The following is a 14,182-nucleotide window of genomic DNA, read 5'->3' on the forward strand; positions in this document are numbered from 1 at the left end:
GGCGCTCGCGTTGGCATCTTCAGTCACGTCGGACCTCCCTGGCCTCCGCACCCCCTCATCAGGCTAATGGCCTCACCCACGATTGGCAGCGGCGTCGCAGCGCCTGGGACCTCCGCCTCCCGCGTTGTCGTCTAGGGCCTTCGCAGCCCTCACCTCACTGTCAACCGACAGTTGACACCCCGATGCCGTCAACCTACGGTTGACACATGGTGAATCCTGTACGCCCAACCAATCCCGTACGCCTCGACGACCTGATCGAGGCCATCAAAAAGGTCCACACCGACGCCCTTGACCAGCTCTCCGACGCGGTCATCGCCGCAGACCACCTCGGCGATGTGGCCGACCATCTGATCGGGCACTTCGTCGACCAGGCCCGGCGCTCGGGCGCTTCCTGGACGGAGATCGGGAAGAGCATGGGGGTGACCAGGCAGGCGGCCCAGAAGCGGTTCGTCGCCAAGGACCCCGGCGAGCCGTCGGACCTCGACCCCAGCCAGGGGTTCAGCCGCTTCACCGAACGGGCCAGGAACGTCGTGATGGCCGCGCAGAACGAAGCCCGTGCGGCAGGCAACGACCAGGTGCGCACCGAGCACCTGGTGCTGGGGCTGCTCGCCGAGCCGGAGGCGCTCGGGCCCGCATTCATCAAAACCCAGGGCGTCACGCTGGAGGCCGTCCGCCGAGCCGCGACCGAGGCACTGCCGGCCGCGGTCGACGAGGTGCCGGATCTCATCCCGTACGACGCCGGGGCCCGCAAGGCGCTGGAGCTGACGTTCCGGGAGGCCCTGCGGATGGGCCACAACTACATCGGCACCGAGCATCTCCTGCTCGCTCTGCTGGAGCAGGAGGACGGCGCGGGTGTGCTGACGGGGCTCGGCATCGACAAGGCGACCGCCGAGACGGGCATCGCCGAGGCCGTCACACTGATCGCCGCCGCCTCGGAAAAGGAGGCGTGAGCGACGCAGCCCTTCCGGGACGGGCGCGCCCGGCATCCGGGGTGAGAACCACGCACCTTCCACCGGGCGAAGTCGCTTTTCGGTCATAGACTTGTCGACAAGGACCGCACCCGTGAGGAGGTCACTCCCGATGGAGGCACAGGCGGGCGACCGGCTGCTGACGCACGGCAGGACCGTGGGACAGCACGACCGTGTCGCAGAGATCGTCGAAGTGCTCGGGGCCGGGGGCACCCCCCCGTTCCGCGTCCGCTTCGAGGACGGACACGAACACCTGATTTCGCCCGGTCCCGACAGCGTCGTACAGCACACCGTCGTCCGGAAGCAGGCACCGGAGAGCCCGTAGCGGCCTCCGGCGGACGCGGACGACACTGCTCTTCGCCCCCGGGCCATGGGCGGGCCGATCGGATCCCGGCAGCCCGCCCAGGACTTGGTGCGCCCACTGCGCTTCTTCTGTCAGCGAGGTGGGCGCGCCCTGCTGCGATAGTGGTCGGCCACCACCCGGTCCATGGTTCCGATCCGGTCCGTGACCACGTCCCTGCCGGAAAAGTAGACATGGCCGCGCACCTGGTCGTAGGCGGCGGCGAAGTCGATGTGGCGGGAGAGTTCGGCCGGGTCCTGCCAGGCGGCGGGCTGGGCCGGGTCACCGGCCTTGTAGAGCGCCTCGCCCACGAACAGATCGACGCCCGTACCCCGTACGACCGCGTCCCACCAGGGCAGCAGCTTGGCGTAGTCGGCGGCGGCGAAGCCGATGTTCCAGTAGATCTGCGGGCATGAGTAAACGTTGGCACAACGCTGTAACCTCGAGGTATGTCATCGAACACGCTTCCCGCGGCCGTCAGCGCGCCCACAATCGGGGTCACCTGGTCCGCCGACGAGATCAAGGAACTCGAAGCCCTCAAGGCGATCAACGAGTCCCTGCCCGAAGATGCCCAGCGGGGCCTTCTCTCGGTCCGGCTGTCGATCCTGACTGAGGACACGACCTCGCCCATCCGCCAGGAACTCGACCTCTGGCGACAGGCCAACTCAGACGGCGTGAGGGTCGTCGGAGTCGCACGAGACTTGAACGTGTCAGCGACCAAGGTCCCGCCGTGGAAGCGCAAGGATCTTGGTGACTGGCTTCAGAACCGAGTCCCTGAGTTCGATGTCCTTTACTTCTGGAAGCTCGATCGCTTCGTCCGGAGGATTCTCGACCTTCAGGTCATGATCCAGTGGTGCCAGCGCTACGAGAAGAACCTCAAGTCCCTCAATGACCCGATCGACCTCTCAAGCCCTCTCGGCACGACGATCACAACCCTCATTGCCGCCATTGCAGAGATTGAGGCCGCTAACACCGGCGTGCGGGTGGCCTCTCTCTGGGAGTTCAACAAGACACAAGACAAGTGGCTGACAGGTGCCCCCATGTACGGCTACAAGACCGTCAAGGGGCCTGACGGCAAGTACGTCCTGGACTACGACGAGGAGCCCTACCGCAATCTCAGGTGGGTGATCGAAGCGCTACTGAAGCGGAAGAAGAAGCCTTCCGCCTACAGGCTGTGCAAGATCCTCAACCGGGCTGGCATACCTGGCCCGAACGGTGGCCTCTGGTATGGGACCTCTCTCTTGATCATCCTCAGGAACCCAGCCCTGATGGGTCTGAGAACTGAAGAGAGGAAGGAGTACGACGGCCCCAAGAGGTCCCAGCTCGTCTACGGAAGCGACGGCAAGCCGATCAAGGTCGGACCTCCCATCGCCACGCCGGAAGAGTTTGAGGAGCTGCAACAGGTTCTCGACGGCATGAGTCGGAGGAACCTCACCCCGTGGACTCCTGGCGCCACCAAGTTCCTCGGGGTCATCTCCTGTGCACGGTGCGGCGGCAACTACACCAAGCGCACGTCGGTGAACCGAGGGAAGCAGTACACCTACCTCAGGTGTCGGATCTGCAAGAGCAAGGGTGAGAGCCCTGAGGAGCTGTACAGCTCCCTCGTTGACGTGGTCCTGGATGAGCTGGGTGAATACCCTGTTGAGCATCGGGAGTACGCACGAGGGGCTGAGACCCGCAAGAAACTCAAGGAGATTGAGGCCGGCATCTCGCACTACATGAAGGAGCTGGCGCCGGGCGGCAAGTTCGCTCGCGGCGGCTTCGTCCAGGAGACCGCCGAAGAGACACTGAACAATCTCATGAGGCAGATGGACGAGATCGACCCCGAGGCCGCCAAGGACCGATGGGTCTACACAGCCGGTGGGAAGACCTATCGGGAAGAGTGGGAGTCCGGAGGCATGGAACAGATGTCGAAGGATCTACTTCGGGCTGGCATCAAGTTCGTGATCAGCGAAGGCCAAGCCGGGGAGGACACCGTTGGAGCGCTACTCATCCCCGAGGATGTGAAGCAGCGGCTAGCGATACGGGAAGACCACTTCGAGAGACAGTTCTGAGAAACGCAAAGACCCCCGCCCTGATGGGCGGGGGTCTTTCTATTTCTCTTTGACCCGGATCAGGGTCTTGTTTCCTTCCGAGTCCACCCGATACACGAGAACCCTCATACCGACCACCGTTGGATCTCGATCCCGCGTCCGAGCCACACCACGTGAGCGATGCCCACTCCGCGGATCAGCTTCCGGCAGTCCCCACAGGGTTCGAACGTGACGTACAAGGTGGCGCCGATGCGGTCCTCTGGACGGCTCCACATGATTGCGTTGGCTTCAGCGTGGTACTCGACGCAGTTCTCGTAACCGGTTCCGGCCGGCACATCACTGAGGCACCTCGGGCACTCGCCTTCGAGGCAGCTCGGGCCTCCCGGCTCGCTCCCGTTGTATCCCGTGATGACGGCCCGATGGTCCGGGCGGACCAGGACCGAGCCGACCTGCTTACGGATGCAGTCCCCGCGACCTTTTGCGGCCTCTGCGATGTCCAGGAAATAGCAGTCCCAACACGGACGCTTCTCGCCGTGGAGCACGGTGCAGGCGTAATGGGTATTGCAGCTCACTCAGTGCCTTCGTCCGCGTCTCGCACGAGTGCGGCAATGGTGTCTGCCAGCATCTCGGCCTTCCAGAAGTCCGTAGCCATCTCCTCGGCCAGGGCATAAGGAACCCCGTACGCCATAGCGGAACTCATGACCTTCCCGGCCATAATGGCGATGCCGGCCGCATAGTCGCCCCGCTTTTCCAGACCGTCAAGGGCCATCTGGCTTTCGAGTTCAGCCATGATGGACTCTGCATCGTCGCGCTTCTCATTCATTCGAAAATCTCCGCGTTCTGAGCTTCTGCACACTCATAACAGAGCCAGGCTTCTACGCCGTCCCAGTCAGAGAGCAGGGTGTTATCGGTGTTCTGGCAGCTCTCGCAGTCCTCGCCGCCTTCAACTTCCTCGTACAAGGGCTCAGCCCACAATGAATGCGACAGGTACCGCGACAGGGTCATTACCTCCCATCCAGACTCGAACAGAGTTCTTATTCACGCCAGTCTCGGCCTCCTCGTAATCCCCGGTTGAGCAGCAGCTACATCCCGGATCGGGGACGACAACGGGAATGTCTCCGAAATCCTTCAGCGTCCGCTCAGCATCGGAGATGAGTTCACTCAGCTTCATTCGTTCCCTCGCTTGGAAAGCCACTCGTTGTGGATAGTCACTATGTGTGTCGCTATTTCGAGGTAGCAGAAACCAGCTATGGGACGTACACCTTCGGCAGGCGTTCTCTTATCGTCCTCACGAGTCACGCACCAGCCGCCTATCAGGTCATCTTCTTGGACCCTCCAACGGAACTTCCGCAATTCCCCTCCTAGTGCTTGCTGTCTTCAAGGTCGAGAATGGAGCCCCAAGAACGCTCACCGATCTCACCCTCAGCAGGGATAAGAAGCCCCTTGAAGGTGAATTCCATGATTCGAGCTGCCTTCTCGGTGAGTTCCTTTGCCCTCTCCTTGGGGAAGGAGAAGACCAGTTCGTCATGCACCGGGAGACGCATCCACTTTGTGTATCCAGCTCGATGGAGATTGATGATTGCCCGAGCAGTAATGTCCCTCGCGCTGCTCTGGATGTAGTAGTTCAGGGCGGAGTACAGGCGTCGGCGGTCTACAGGCAGGCGCCGGCCTGTCGCTGTGAAGATGTAGCCAGTCCTTCGGGCTTCATCCTTGAGCTTGTCTCCGAAGCGCCCGACACCCAGGTACGTTTCCCAGAAAGCGTCTACCGCCTTCTTCGCGTCCTCCTCGGGGACTCCGAATCCCTCAGTGACAGCCCGCCACGTTCCGCCAAATCCAATGGCGAAGTTGGTTCCCTTACCTGCGGGCCTTTTCTCGTGCTTCTTCTGGCCCGGCTTCATCGGCCCGAATGCTGCAATAGCCGTGATGTTATGCAAGTCCTCATCAGCAAGGAATGCCTTCATCATGATCGGGTCATCCGAAGCCGCGGCCATAACCCGGAGTTCCATGTTTCCGAAGTCAATCGACACGGAGACATGACCCTCTTCGGCCAAGAACGCAGAGCGCACATACCCATCCCCGGCAGGGAAGGTCTGTGCCGGGATAGCTCCCGTAATGCTCATCCTTGCCGTCCGCGCCTGAAGCGCATTTATGCTGGCGTGCACCCGACCTTGAGAGTCCATGCCCTTGAGGGCAGCCTCGAACCAGGTCTTCCGCCACTTAGCGGCCTTCGTCGCCTTCTTTACTGCCTCGGCCAACGGGTGATCGATGGAGTCCAGAACCTCGGCATCCATCGAGAGGTTGCCCTTTTTGGTTTTCTTGGTCAGCCTGAAGCCGAACCCTTGGAAAGCCGCAATGAGCTGTTTGTCGGAGTTGACATTCTCGACGCCCCACCTGTGGACCTCTCGAAGCCACTTCTCCTCTTCGGCCTTCAGCTCTGCTATTCGGGCCTTGACGTACGGAACGTCCACGAGGTAGCCGGCACGTTCCATCAGGGCCGTGATGTGGGCCAAGCGGTGTTCCCAGCCGATCAGGCCCTTCCGGAGGGAACGAGCTGGAACCTTTGGGAACACGATGTGGAACAGCCGGAAGGCAAGGATCGGGTCCATACCCGCGTAGAGCAGGTATTCCGGGTCGAACGTCCGGACAATGGGCCAGATGTCTTCCTTCTTGACCTTGTACCGCTTGGCTATCGCTGTCATCGAGCCCTTGACCTCTGTGGCCAAGGTCTTATCGATGTAGTAGCCGGTCAGCTCTTCGAGTTTGAGGCCGGGACCGAACTCCTTGACCTGGCGAGGGTCAACCAGGTGGCTGATGATCTTTGTGTCCAGCACCTTCGGGGCCAGCTCTTCGAGCGTGACGCCGAGGCAGCCCTCTACAACGTGCTGGTCAAACGTGCCGTTGTGAGCGATGAGACGTGAGGCTTTCCGCACGGCCCACCGAACTGCTTTCCCGAATTCGGGGTGGACCTCGACCGGCAGAACCCAGCTCTCTACGGCATTACCGAACTGCGCAAGGCGCAGTCGGAATCCACGGTCTGTGTTCCACCAGTCGAGTCCCGTCGTCTCCGTGTCGAAGCCCATTACCGGATTGGCTTCTACGAAATCGATGAAGCGGTCAAGGTCCCAAGGCGTCTCACAGACATTGATCCGGACCGCTTGGCGCCTGATCTGGTACCGCAGGACCTTCACTCAGTCTCCTATTCGACGGTGACAGCCTCGAAAGTGACGGACTTGATTTCGTCCTCGATGAGGTATACGTCGGGGTACATAAGGAACGGGCTTGTCTGCTCGTCGAAGGCCGCAGCCTCCGCAACCGACTGGCAGTCGGGGTAATTACTGAACGTCGGCTCGTACTCCATGACGACCGTGACGCGGACAACTTCCTTGTTCATGAGCAGTCCTCTTCGCATTCGTGCTCGACTTCGGCCGTTGTTAGCAGGTCGGCCAAAGTCACGTTGTTTCCAGGGCAGCAGTCACAACCACCGCCACCCAACTCGAAGTCGCAGTCTTTACAGACGACGCAAACACCGCCGCCCTCCAAACCAATGATGTGAATCTCGTCTGGAAGCAGGCGCTTAGCAGCCAACTACTTACCGCCTTGGATAGCCTCGATTACGAGAAGAATCAGATACATGGCCGCCATGCCACATATGAAGTTCACGATGCCCAATAGATCTCCTCGGTAGGTGTCACTGATTACGGGGCAACCCGCCCGTTGCGCTGGAATGCCCGCCAGGTCTCGGGCATGTGGAAGTGGAAGAAGTCCTCCATCTGCTCTGCGACCATTTCGATTTCCCGCTGAGGGAAGCTCGGGAACTTCGAGGTCTCGTCCTGCGTACGGAGCGAAAGGAAGTGCATAAGCGAGCGAGCGTTACAAGTCGCGTAGAACGACGAGTAGATGTTCACCGGGAGAACCATGCGGGACACTTCGCGGGCAACGTCGAGATCCAGCAGCCGCTTGTATGTGCTGTAAGCCTCGGTACTGATTCGCTCAATGTCACCGCTCACGGTGCGCTTCTGCATGTAGTCACCGTCAACGAACTTGTACTTGCCGGCCTTGCCGATCTGCCGCAGTGGGCGACCATCCGCAGGCGTGTAGAAGACGGGCTCCAGTTCCTTGTACCTGCCCGACTCTTCGTTGTAGGACCATCCCGCCCTGTGGCGCATGAATTCTCGCACCACGAAAATGGGAGCCTCGATATAGAAGGTGAAGCTGGTGTGCTCGAACGGGGAACCGTGACGGTCCCGCATGAGGTAGTTGATCAGCCCGGCGTCCTTCTCAGGCGTCTCGTTGAGCCTCGACTCTCCGCCGAGAGTGGAGACACGGGCGGCAAACGTCACGTCGGTGTCTTCAGCCGCGTACTTAATCAGGTGGACGGTCATGTCAGACCGGAATTCCATGTTTCTCCCATGCAAAAGGGGAGCCAGGCCGAAACCCGGCTCCCCATCACGTCATGCGGTGTTACTTGTTGGCCTTGAAAGAGCCGTCCTTCTGCTTCCACAGCGGCTCGCACTTCTCGCCGTCAGGACCTTCACAGAACAGCGCAGTCCAATTCGGCTTCTCGACGAGCGCCCGGCCGTGCAGGCATTCGTCGCCAGCAACAGATCCCCGGCCGCCCTTCGGCTCGACCTTGCCGCCGCTGAACCGCTTCGGCGCCGACCCGCCACCGGGATTACCTGCACTGCCCTTGAACTGACTGCGGGTGTAGTCCGCGGCCTTCGAAGTCAGCTCGATCAGCCCCTCAGACTTGAGTGCGCCCAGCAGCTCGGCGCCGCGCTTCGCGGTCTCCTCCGCGCTGTGTCCGTAGACGGTCGGGGTCAGCCACTCGGCCTCGTAGGTGCTGCCGGCCTTGAGAGTGAAACCGATCTTGAAGGGGGCAGGTCCAGCGGCGGTATCGGTCATAGGCGTTTTTTCCTTCTTCTTCGGGGCCTGGGGCTCTTCGTCCCAGGGTGAACGCTCGTCAAACGGGTCCGGGTAACTCACTTCGGATTCCCTTCCTCTAATTCCATAGTGCAATACGTGTGCCACAGATTCAAGTTTAATGAGCTGTGACGACATTCACTAGGTATTTCTAAATGGGGCAAGCGCCGCTTGCACAGATCTCATCGAAGCCGGTGTCCTCGGTCTCGATGCCGAGACGGGTAGCCATCTCGATGTACTGGTCCCGGCTGATCCGTTCGTACGGCGCCTGTGCGCGGGACATCTCCGGGAAGATGGTGCTTCCCTTGAGCTTCGGCATGAACTCCAACAGGACCGCGGCCACGTCGTCCACGGTGTACCGCTCCGGGTCGACGGAGGCCGTGTAAGACACCGCCTGGTCTGCCCAATGCTCCTGATAGAGAGCCTGGACGCTCAGCATGTCCTCAAGGGACAGCACGCCAGCGTGCTCGATCACGGACGGGTCCATGACCTGACTCACTAGCGGGTCCTTGGTCGGGATGCTCACGACTGCCGTGTTCGCTGCGTAGATGCACGGCTCAACGTGGTACCCCTTCGCCCGGTACTCCTCCACCTGTCGCACTTCTTCCGGCTCCACCAGAGAGAAGCGGATACGTCGAATGAAGTAATCGCCGAAAGGAGCATGGGTGGCCTCACCGGAGACGCCGGCCACCTTGGAGATCGTCCCGGTGGGGGCGATTACCCGCTTCTTGATCGGGACCGGAATCCGCATCTCGTTGGCGTACTCAGCCGCAGCCTCATCCACCTCTTCGGCCAGGAGATCAAGGGTGGCCTCAACCCGCCAATTGGTGGCTGCCTCGCTGTACCGGATGCCAAGCTTGGCAAGGAAGTCCGCGAAGCCCGTGTGACCGACACCGATGCGCCGGTACCGAGAGATGGCCTCCTTCGACTTCGGATCAGCGACCTCCGCACACGTGGCCCGGATCAGGTACCGGGTCACCAGGCGGTGAGCGTCCAGCAGTCCAGGCACGTCCATCTTGCCGAACTCGTCAACAAATGCACCCAAGTTGACCGAACCGAGATTACACGGCTCATATGGGGTCAAAAGAGCTTCACCACATGGATTGGTCGTGTACACACCATCGACTTCCCCCACAGCCGACGTGGAGGAGTTCCAGAAGCCCGGCTCCCCGTTTTTCAATGCACCCTCTGCGAGGCTGCGGAGAACCAGCTCGGCGCCCATGTGACCTTCGTAGACGGCATCAATGAACGCATCGTCGATTTCGACCGATATATTCGTCGTCCAGTGCTTCGACATGTCTGCCTTGCAGGCCAGAAACTCGTCAATCTGCGGATCGTCCCACCGCATGATCGACATTCGGGCGCTTCGCCTCACACCGCCGCTGACTATGCAGCGCGCAATCTCGTGATCGATTTCCGTGGCGTCGATGCCGGTCAGGCGGCTACCGAGGTAGCGAACGAGTCCGTTCGGGTCGTCGTCGTCCTTGGAGACCTTGCGGGCGAGGATCTCGCCGACGTTGATCAGCATCTCCGCGAACGGAGCCGGCCCGCTCGCAGTGCCACCAAACGACCGCAGCGGAGCGCCCTTGTACCGCACCCGACTCACGTCATACACACGGTCGTTGTGCCGTGTCTTGGGGTAGTGGGCGGTTCGGATCAGGTCGCCCAGAGCCTCGGCCCAACCCTCGCGGGAGTCCTCGACTCCGTAAGCACCAGCCCATGTGTAGGCGTACTCCGTGGAGATGAGTCCCGCTTCCACCATGTCCAGGTAGTCAGGGTGATCCGGGTCGCAGACGACATGCACCTTCACCGGACTGACGACGGATGGGAAGCCGGTCAAGTAGTGGTTGCTGTAGTTGGCGCCGACACCACCGCCTTCGGCCAGCCTCAACAGGGTGAAGGTGAAGTGCTCGGTGGGATCACTGGCTTCCCAGCCGGCAGCCCAACAGTTGTTCAGCGCATAGTCGTTGACTCCCGAGGACTTCAGGTGACGTCCCGCGGGCATCACCTTCCACGACTCGATCAGCTCGACCAGGCGCTCGGCCTCGCCGGGCTCGATGTACCTCTCGGGGACCAGGGCCACGTTGCCGGCCACGACCCGGCGAACGGTCTCAGGCCAGGTCTCCAGCTCTCCGTTCGGCTTCTCTCGCCGGTAGGTTCGCTCGTAAACAGTCTTAGCGGTTTCAGTCTTCCAGTTAGTCAGGGTCTTACCTTCCCGTACGTATGCTTCGGTTCATCTCTGCTGTGAGTGCGTCGATAGCTCGGTATCCACGCTTTCGATCGGTGTCGTTCGCGGGGCTCATGCCATATACGAAGAGCCGCATGACTACCTCTTGGTAATCGGCGTTTAGGCGCTTGATGCCCTTCTCGGCATCCAGTCGCGCAGAGAGAATGTTGTCTGTGATGACGCACCGGGTTAGGTCGTCCTTCTTGCCGATCTGCTGACTGACCTCGGCGTCGGTGTAGATGAACGACCGCATGACTCCCCGCACTTCATCGGGGGTGTAGTGGTATTGATCGTCCATCAGGTCCAGGTATGCCCGCTCCTTGGCGGCATAGCGCCGGCCAGCGTTCCAGAAGATCTTTCGGAGCACTTCTTCATTGCCCTGGTACTGGGCGATGATGTGCTTCTCCTTGACCGCATGCAGCATGATTTCCTGCTTCACGTCGTCGGCCTCTACGATCTGCCACTTCGTAGTGATCTCGTAGGCAACCTTCTCAGCCAGGACCTGAAGGGATTCCCAGTTGATTTCCGTCACTTGTAGGTCTCTCCCTCCACGATGAACGAGCCGTTCCGGCTGACTGGGATGATGTTGGGCTGGACGTTCGAGCCGTCCACGTAGAACAGGCCGAATGCCGATTGCCAGTTGGCGAACTTGGCGGCGCCGAGATATTCGGCCTTCCTCAGGTCCATGAGGTGGCCGACTTCAACGCCGGTAAGCGTTTTGGACGCACCCATGCCCTTCGACTCGCTGACGATGCCTGCCCGATGGGTGTGGCCCATGACGACGCTTCGCTGAAAGAGCCGAGCGGCGTTCATGGCCGTGCCGCCTGCAATCCGGCTGAAGCTGATCCCCTTGGCGTGGCCGTGGGTCGCAGTCCAGTTGGGCGCGAAGTCGTACTTCAGGGCCTCGAAGCGGACGCCGTAGTCGTCGAGCTGGAGGAGGTTGTTCTCCTTGTACTCGTCTCCGTCCGCGAGGGCCGGCGCACGCTCTACGAGGTACTTATGAGGGCGTTCACCGTGGTTCGAGCCGAGAAGGGTGTACTCGCCGTCATAGACCTCGCGGAAGGGGTCCAGGTGGACCCGCTTCGTGTACGCGGCCTCCTCCCTCACTGACATGCCGTACTCGGCGCGCTTACCCGCACTCCAACGGGCGGGGGCCGTGTAGTCGGTGATGTCACCGATGTTGATCACTTCGTCGGGGGCGTAGTCGCCAATGAAGTTGAGCAGGTTGGTATGCGCTCGGCGATTCTCCAAAGGCATCTGGAGATCGCTGATGATGACGATCCGCTTCACGCAGACTCCAGACGATCGATCTCACGGTTGATGTACCAGGCCGCCTTACGCAGGTCCGTAAGCGGCTCCTCGGTCTTGTGGCCAGCACGAAGGGCGTACTTCACGACGTTCCCGAGGTTGAAATTCAGGTTCTCAGTTACGTCGATTACCTCAAGGCCGTTGGGAAGCCAGGTGTAATGCGTCGGGTGATTAATCTCGTCCGCGGCCTGGTCCTCGACTCGGGACATCTCGAAGTCTGCGAAACCAAGGGAGAAACCGTTAGCAAACACGACCTCGTACGGGTAGCTCTCGTCTTCCTTGAAGTCGGTTACGACGGCTCGTTCGTCCCTGAACTGCTCGGTGAAGGCGGTAGAGGGGTCAGATATAACTACGACCTCGCCAGGCTTGAACTTCACTCTGCCTCCAACTCGTCGTCCTTGAAGTAAGCACCAAGAGGGGCGTACTCGTTGTCAGGGTCGTCCAGGAAAACGGAGGTCGCTTCCTCGAACTTGGCATAGTTCACGGACTCGATGACACCCGTCAGGCCGGCAAGTCCGTCAGCGACACTGACCTTGACCCGGACTCGGGTTCCAGGCTTCCACTTGCTCTTCACAGGCCGATCCTTTCTCGCAGGGCAACAGCCCCGAACTCGTGGAGGAATGAATTTGAATCGTGGCCTTCGCCAAGGACGATGACCTTCGAGTTAGGTAGGGATGCCGCCAGCTTCTCGGCGGCCTCAATACCTGGGGTGTCTCCGTCAGCGATGATGTAGACCGTCTCGAATCCGAGCAGTGCGGGTATGAAGTGGTCGCGCCAACTCGACGTGCCTTGATAGGCGATGGCCGGCACCCCAACCGACTCCCACGCCATCGCGTCGAACTCGCCCTCGGTGATGACGATGGACGAGCTTCCGGTGATGAGTGCCTTGGTGTTGAACATCCGGGGTTGGTCGCCGGGGATGGTCAGGTATTTGCCGTGCCCGCGGTGGTTCTCCTTGCAGGTGGGGGCGAGGTAGTTGCCGTGCTCGTCTCGTACGCACTCGTCGGCTATGCAGCGGAATCGGATCGTGGCTACACCGTGGGGCCCGTTGGCCGGCCGCAGGTACGGGAGAACGAGCATCCCGGTCCGCTGTTCATGACCAGTCAGCGCCGAACCGACGTATCCCAGAGTGAACTTGTCGGCTACGTCGCCCAGGCCGCGAGCCTTGATGTACTCCTCGGCTGGGCTCCCCTTGAACTGGTGGTAGTACGTCCTCGCCGCCTCCACCGAACCGGGCATGTGCCCATGCCTGGGCTTCTCGGAAGCCAAGTTTTTCCTCTCGCATCACAACGTCTATCGAGTCCTCAGAGACCTGACAGACGAAACAGTTCCATCGGTCTTTCTCGGTATTGACCGAGGCGCTGGGGTTCTCCTCAACGTGAAGCGGGCAGAGTGTCTTTGACCACCCTGCCCGCTCTTTTACGTCTATTGAGTAGTAGTGCTTCAGAACCGCAGCAATCGGAGGCTTACTTACTGAGCTGCGGGTTCGGGTCACCGATCCGCCTCACGTGGACGGGGAAGACGTACTGCCGGTTCGTGCAGTTCATGAGGTTCTTCTCGCCCCGCCACTTGCGGTAGTCGAGCTTGATGGACGCCTCACTCATCGGTAACTCCTCGCGTATCCACGTGAAAGCGCGGTCCTAGGAACCGGACCGCAGGCGGGTCATCTAGGTAGTCAGCTGCGGAACGCAGCGTCTCGGGGTTGTCCTTGGCCCCCGGCAGGATTCGCCGGTTGCACAGTCGGCAGGTGAGTCCTCGGACCATGCCGGTTTTGTGGTCGTGGTCTACGTCAAGCCGGTAGCGCCTTGGCTGCTGACAGATGGCGCACACGCCGCCCTGGTAGTCCATGAGGGCTTGAAATTCGCCAGGTTCTAGGCCGTAGGTGTTGGTGACCCGAGCCTCATGGGATGAAGCCCTGCGGGTTTTCTTCCTACAGGACGAGCACACCCGCCCCTTGGGGGTGAAGAACCGAACTGCCCTGTTCTTCTCGCACTTTGAGCACTTCCGGTATCCGGATCGGGGCTTAGACACGCGGCCTCAAAGCAGCCTCTAGCCTCTTCTGGTCCTTCGTAGAGACTGCCTCGTCGGCAAGACCTTGGAGGTAAGAGAGGGGGACGACCTCCCATTCCGTACCGCCCTTGGTCGGCATTGATACCGCGACGACCTGAGCGGTGCTGGAGCGGGAGTGGAACTTCAGTTCCTTGGCCAGCCGGTAGATCCTCATTCGCCTCGCGCTCTCGACGGAGAGAATGAGAGCGACTACGCCGCCACCAGCTTCCTGGATCTGATTCGTGGAGATTTGCGGGTTCTCTTCGAGTAGAACACCTACGATTTCCCGCTCAAGTGTGTACCCGCAAGTCGCGTTCATTTCCCGCCCTTTCCCTTA

19 protein-coding genes and 1 pseudogene are annotated in these 14,182 nt (G+C 60.8%); 3 read left to right on the forward strand and 17 right to left on the reverse strand.

From position 1 onward, the window contains the following. The first annotated feature begins 206 nt into the window (after window positions 1–206). Together ABT115_RS08545 and ABT115_RS08550 are read left to right on the forward strand one after the other, a co-directional pair. On the forward strand, window positions 207–950 hold the full coding sequence (locus ABT115_RS08545) for a Clp protease N-terminal domain-containing protein (protein WP_351785563.1): 744 nt from the start codon (window positions 207–209) through the stop codon (window positions 948–950). A 130-nt stretch (window positions 951–1,080) separates the two neighbouring features. After that, window positions 1,081–1,293: a DUF1918 domain-containing protein gene (locus ABT115_RS08550; RefSeq protein ID WP_351785805.1), complete on the forward strand. Its 213-nt coding sequence runs from the start codon at window positions 1,081–1,083 to the stop codon at window positions 1,291–1,293. Between the two features lie 110 nt (window positions 1,294–1,403). Here ABT115_RS08550 and ABT115_RS08555 read toward each other — a convergent pair. Continuing rightward, a pseudogene (locus tag ABT115_RS08555) lies at window positions 1,404–1,727 on the reverse strand (hypothetical protein); the annotation flags it as partial. Window positions 1,728–1,757: 30 nt separating this feature from the next. Between ABT115_RS08555 and ABT115_RS08560 the strand changes: the two are divergent. Beyond that, a complete protein-coding gene (locus ABT115_RS08560; RefSeq protein WP_351785566.1) occupies window positions 1,758–3,362 on the forward strand; it encodes a recombinase family protein in 1,605 nt (534 codons plus the stop codon). 104 nt (window positions 3,363–3,466) lie between these two features. On the opposite strand, the gene ABT115_RS08565 is transcribed toward ABT115_RS08560, so the two are convergent. The 16 genes from ABT115_RS08565 to ABT115_RS08640 all read right to left on the reverse strand — a co-directional run bounded on the left by ABT115_RS08565 (window position 3,467) and on the right by ABT115_RS08640 (window position 14,164). Beyond that, window positions 3,467–3,913, reverse strand: coding sequence for a deoxycytidylate deaminase (locus ABT115_RS08565; RefSeq protein WP_351785569.1), 447 nt, complete (start codon window positions 3,911–3,913; stop codon window positions 3,467–3,469). Continuing rightward, window positions 3,910–4,164: a hypothetical protein gene (locus tag ABT115_RS08570; RefSeq protein WP_351785572.1), complete on the reverse strand. Its 255-nt coding sequence runs from the start codon at window positions 4,162–4,164 to the stop codon at window positions 3,910–3,912. Before ABT115_RS08570 ends, ABT115_RS08565 begins: the two co-directional genes overlap by 4 nt. Window positions 4,165–4,702: 538 nt before the next feature. After that, complete coding sequence (locus ABT115_RS08575) at window positions 4,703–6,529, reverse strand: DNA polymerase (RefSeq protein ID WP_351785574.1); 1,827 nt, start codon at window positions 6,527–6,529, stop codon at window positions 4,703–4,705. Between the two features lie 8 nt (window positions 6,530–6,537). Further along, window positions 6,538–6,732 (reverse strand): hypothetical protein, encoded by a 195-nt coding sequence (locus ABT115_RS08580; protein ID WP_351785577.1) that lies wholly within the window; start codon window positions 6,730–6,732, stop codon window positions 6,538–6,540. A gap of 304 nt (window positions 6,733–7,036) precedes the next feature. After that, window positions 7,037–7,723: an FAD-dependent thymidylate synthase gene (thyX, locus tag ABT115_RS08585; RefSeq protein ID WP_351785580.1), complete on the reverse strand. Its 687-nt coding sequence runs from the start codon at window positions 7,721–7,723 to the stop codon at window positions 7,037–7,039. Window positions 7,724–7,802: 79 nt separating this feature from the next. Beyond that, window positions 7,803–8,243 carry a hypothetical protein gene (locus ABT115_RS08590; RefSeq protein ID WP_351785583.1) on the reverse strand — a complete coding sequence of 147 codons (441 nt, stop codon included), beginning with the start codon at window positions 8,241–8,243 and terminating at the stop codon, window positions 7,803–7,805. Between the two features lie 169 nt (window positions 8,244–8,412). After that, on the reverse strand, window positions 8,413–10,464 hold the full coding sequence (gene nrdJ / locus ABT115_RS08595) for a ribonucleoside-triphosphate reductase, adenosylcobalamin-dependent (protein WP_351785808.1): 2,052 nt from the start codon (window positions 10,462–10,464) through the stop codon (window positions 8,413–8,415). A gap of 4 nt (window positions 10,465–10,468) precedes the next feature. Beyond that, window positions 10,469–11,020: a hypothetical protein gene (locus tag ABT115_RS08600; RefSeq protein ID WP_351785586.1), complete on the reverse strand. Its 552-nt coding sequence runs from the start codon at window positions 11,018–11,020 to the stop codon at window positions 10,469–10,471. Then, window positions 11,017–11,778: a hypothetical protein gene (locus tag ABT115_RS08605; protein WP_351785589.1), complete on the reverse strand. Its 762-nt coding sequence runs from the start codon at window positions 11,776–11,778 to the stop codon at window positions 11,017–11,019. Before ABT115_RS08605 ends, ABT115_RS08600 begins: the two co-directional genes overlap by 4 nt. Then, window positions 11,775–12,173 (reverse strand): DUF3310 domain-containing protein, encoded by a 399-nt coding sequence (locus ABT115_RS08610; protein WP_351785591.1) that lies wholly within the window; start codon window positions 12,171–12,173, stop codon window positions 11,775–11,777. The genes ABT115_RS08605 and ABT115_RS08610 overlap by 4 nt, the downstream gene beginning before the upstream one ends. Continuing rightward, window positions 12,170–12,370 carry a hypothetical protein gene (locus ABT115_RS08615; protein WP_351785594.1) on the reverse strand — a complete coding sequence of 67 codons (201 nt, stop codon included), beginning with the start codon at window positions 12,368–12,370 and terminating at the stop codon, window positions 12,170–12,172. The genes ABT115_RS08610 and ABT115_RS08615 overlap by 4 nt, the downstream gene beginning before the upstream one ends. Then, the gene (locus tag ABT115_RS08620) at window positions 12,367–12,966 is read right to left on the reverse strand and encodes a toprim domain-containing protein (RefSeq protein WP_351785811.1); all 600 of its coding nucleotides are present in this window, start codon (window positions 12,964–12,966) and stop codon (window positions 12,367–12,369) included. The genes ABT115_RS08615 and ABT115_RS08620 overlap by 4 nt, the downstream gene beginning before the upstream one ends. Next, window positions 12,890–13,291 carry a CHC2 zinc finger domain-containing protein gene (locus ABT115_RS08625; protein WP_351785597.1) on the reverse strand — a complete coding sequence of 134 codons (402 nt, stop codon included), beginning with the start codon at window positions 13,289–13,291 and terminating at the stop codon, window positions 12,890–12,892. Before ABT115_RS08625 ends, ABT115_RS08620 begins: the two co-directional genes overlap by 77 nt. Then, on the reverse strand, window positions 13,263–13,400 hold the full coding sequence (locus tag ABT115_RS08630) for a hypothetical protein (protein WP_351785599.1): 138 nt from the start codon (window positions 13,398–13,400) through the stop codon (window positions 13,263–13,265). Before ABT115_RS08630 ends, ABT115_RS08625 begins: the two co-directional genes overlap by 29 nt. Then, window positions 13,393–13,827: an endonuclease VII domain-containing protein gene (locus ABT115_RS08635; RefSeq protein WP_351785602.1), complete on the reverse strand. Its 435-nt coding sequence runs from the start codon at window positions 13,825–13,827 to the stop codon at window positions 13,393–13,395. Before ABT115_RS08635 ends, ABT115_RS08630 begins: the two co-directional genes overlap by 8 nt. Then, window positions 13,820–14,164: a hypothetical protein gene (locus ABT115_RS08640; RefSeq protein WP_351785605.1), complete on the reverse strand. Its 345-nt coding sequence runs from the start codon at window positions 14,162–14,164 to the stop codon at window positions 13,820–13,822. The genes ABT115_RS08635 and ABT115_RS08640 overlap by 8 nt, the downstream gene beginning before the upstream one ends. Window positions 14,165–14,182: the final 18 nt, after the last annotated feature.

Source organism: Streptomyces sp. NPDC001832, from assembly GCF_040297265.1.
GTDB lineage: Bacteria > Actinomycetota > Actinomycetes > Streptomycetales > Streptomycetaceae > Streptomyces.

Bases quoted from the DNA above. Each gene is read 5' to 3' on its own strand.
- ABT115_RS08570 (WP_351785572.1), bottom strand. From the start codon at position 4,164: ATGAATGAGAAGCGCGACGATGCAGAGTCCATCATGGCTGAACTCGAA.
- ABT115_RS08560 (WP_351785566.1), top strand. From the start codon at position 1,758: ATGTCATCGAACACGCTTCCCGCGGCCGTCAGCGCGCCCACAATCGGG.
- ABT115_RS08590 (WP_351785583.1), bottom strand. From the start codon at position 8,243: ATGACCGATACCGCCGCTGGACCTGCCCCCTTCAAGATCGGTTTCACT.
- ABT115_RS08545 (WP_351785563.1), top strand. From the start codon at position 207: ATGGTGAATCCTGTACGCCCAACCAATCCCGTACGCCTCGACGACCTG.
- ABT115_RS08640 (WP_351785605.1), bottom strand. From the start codon at position 14,164: ATGAACGCGACTTGCGGGTACACACTTGAGCGGGAAATCGTAGGTGTT.
- ABT115_RS08580 (WP_351785577.1), bottom strand. From the start codon at position 6,732: ATGAACAAGGAAGTTGTCCGCGTCACGGTCGTCATGGAGTACGAGCCG.
- ABT115_RS08630 (WP_351785599.1), bottom strand. From the start codon at position 13,400: ATGAGTGAGGCGTCCATCAAGCTCGACTACCGCAAGTGGCGGGGCGAG.
- thyX (WP_351785580.1), bottom strand. From the start codon at position 7,723: ATGACCGTCCACCTGATTAAGTACGCGGCTGAAGACACCGACGTGACG.
- ABT115_RS08550 (WP_351785805.1), top strand. From the start codon at position 1,081: ATGGAGGCACAGGCGGGCGACCGGCTGCTGACGCACGGCAGGACCGTG.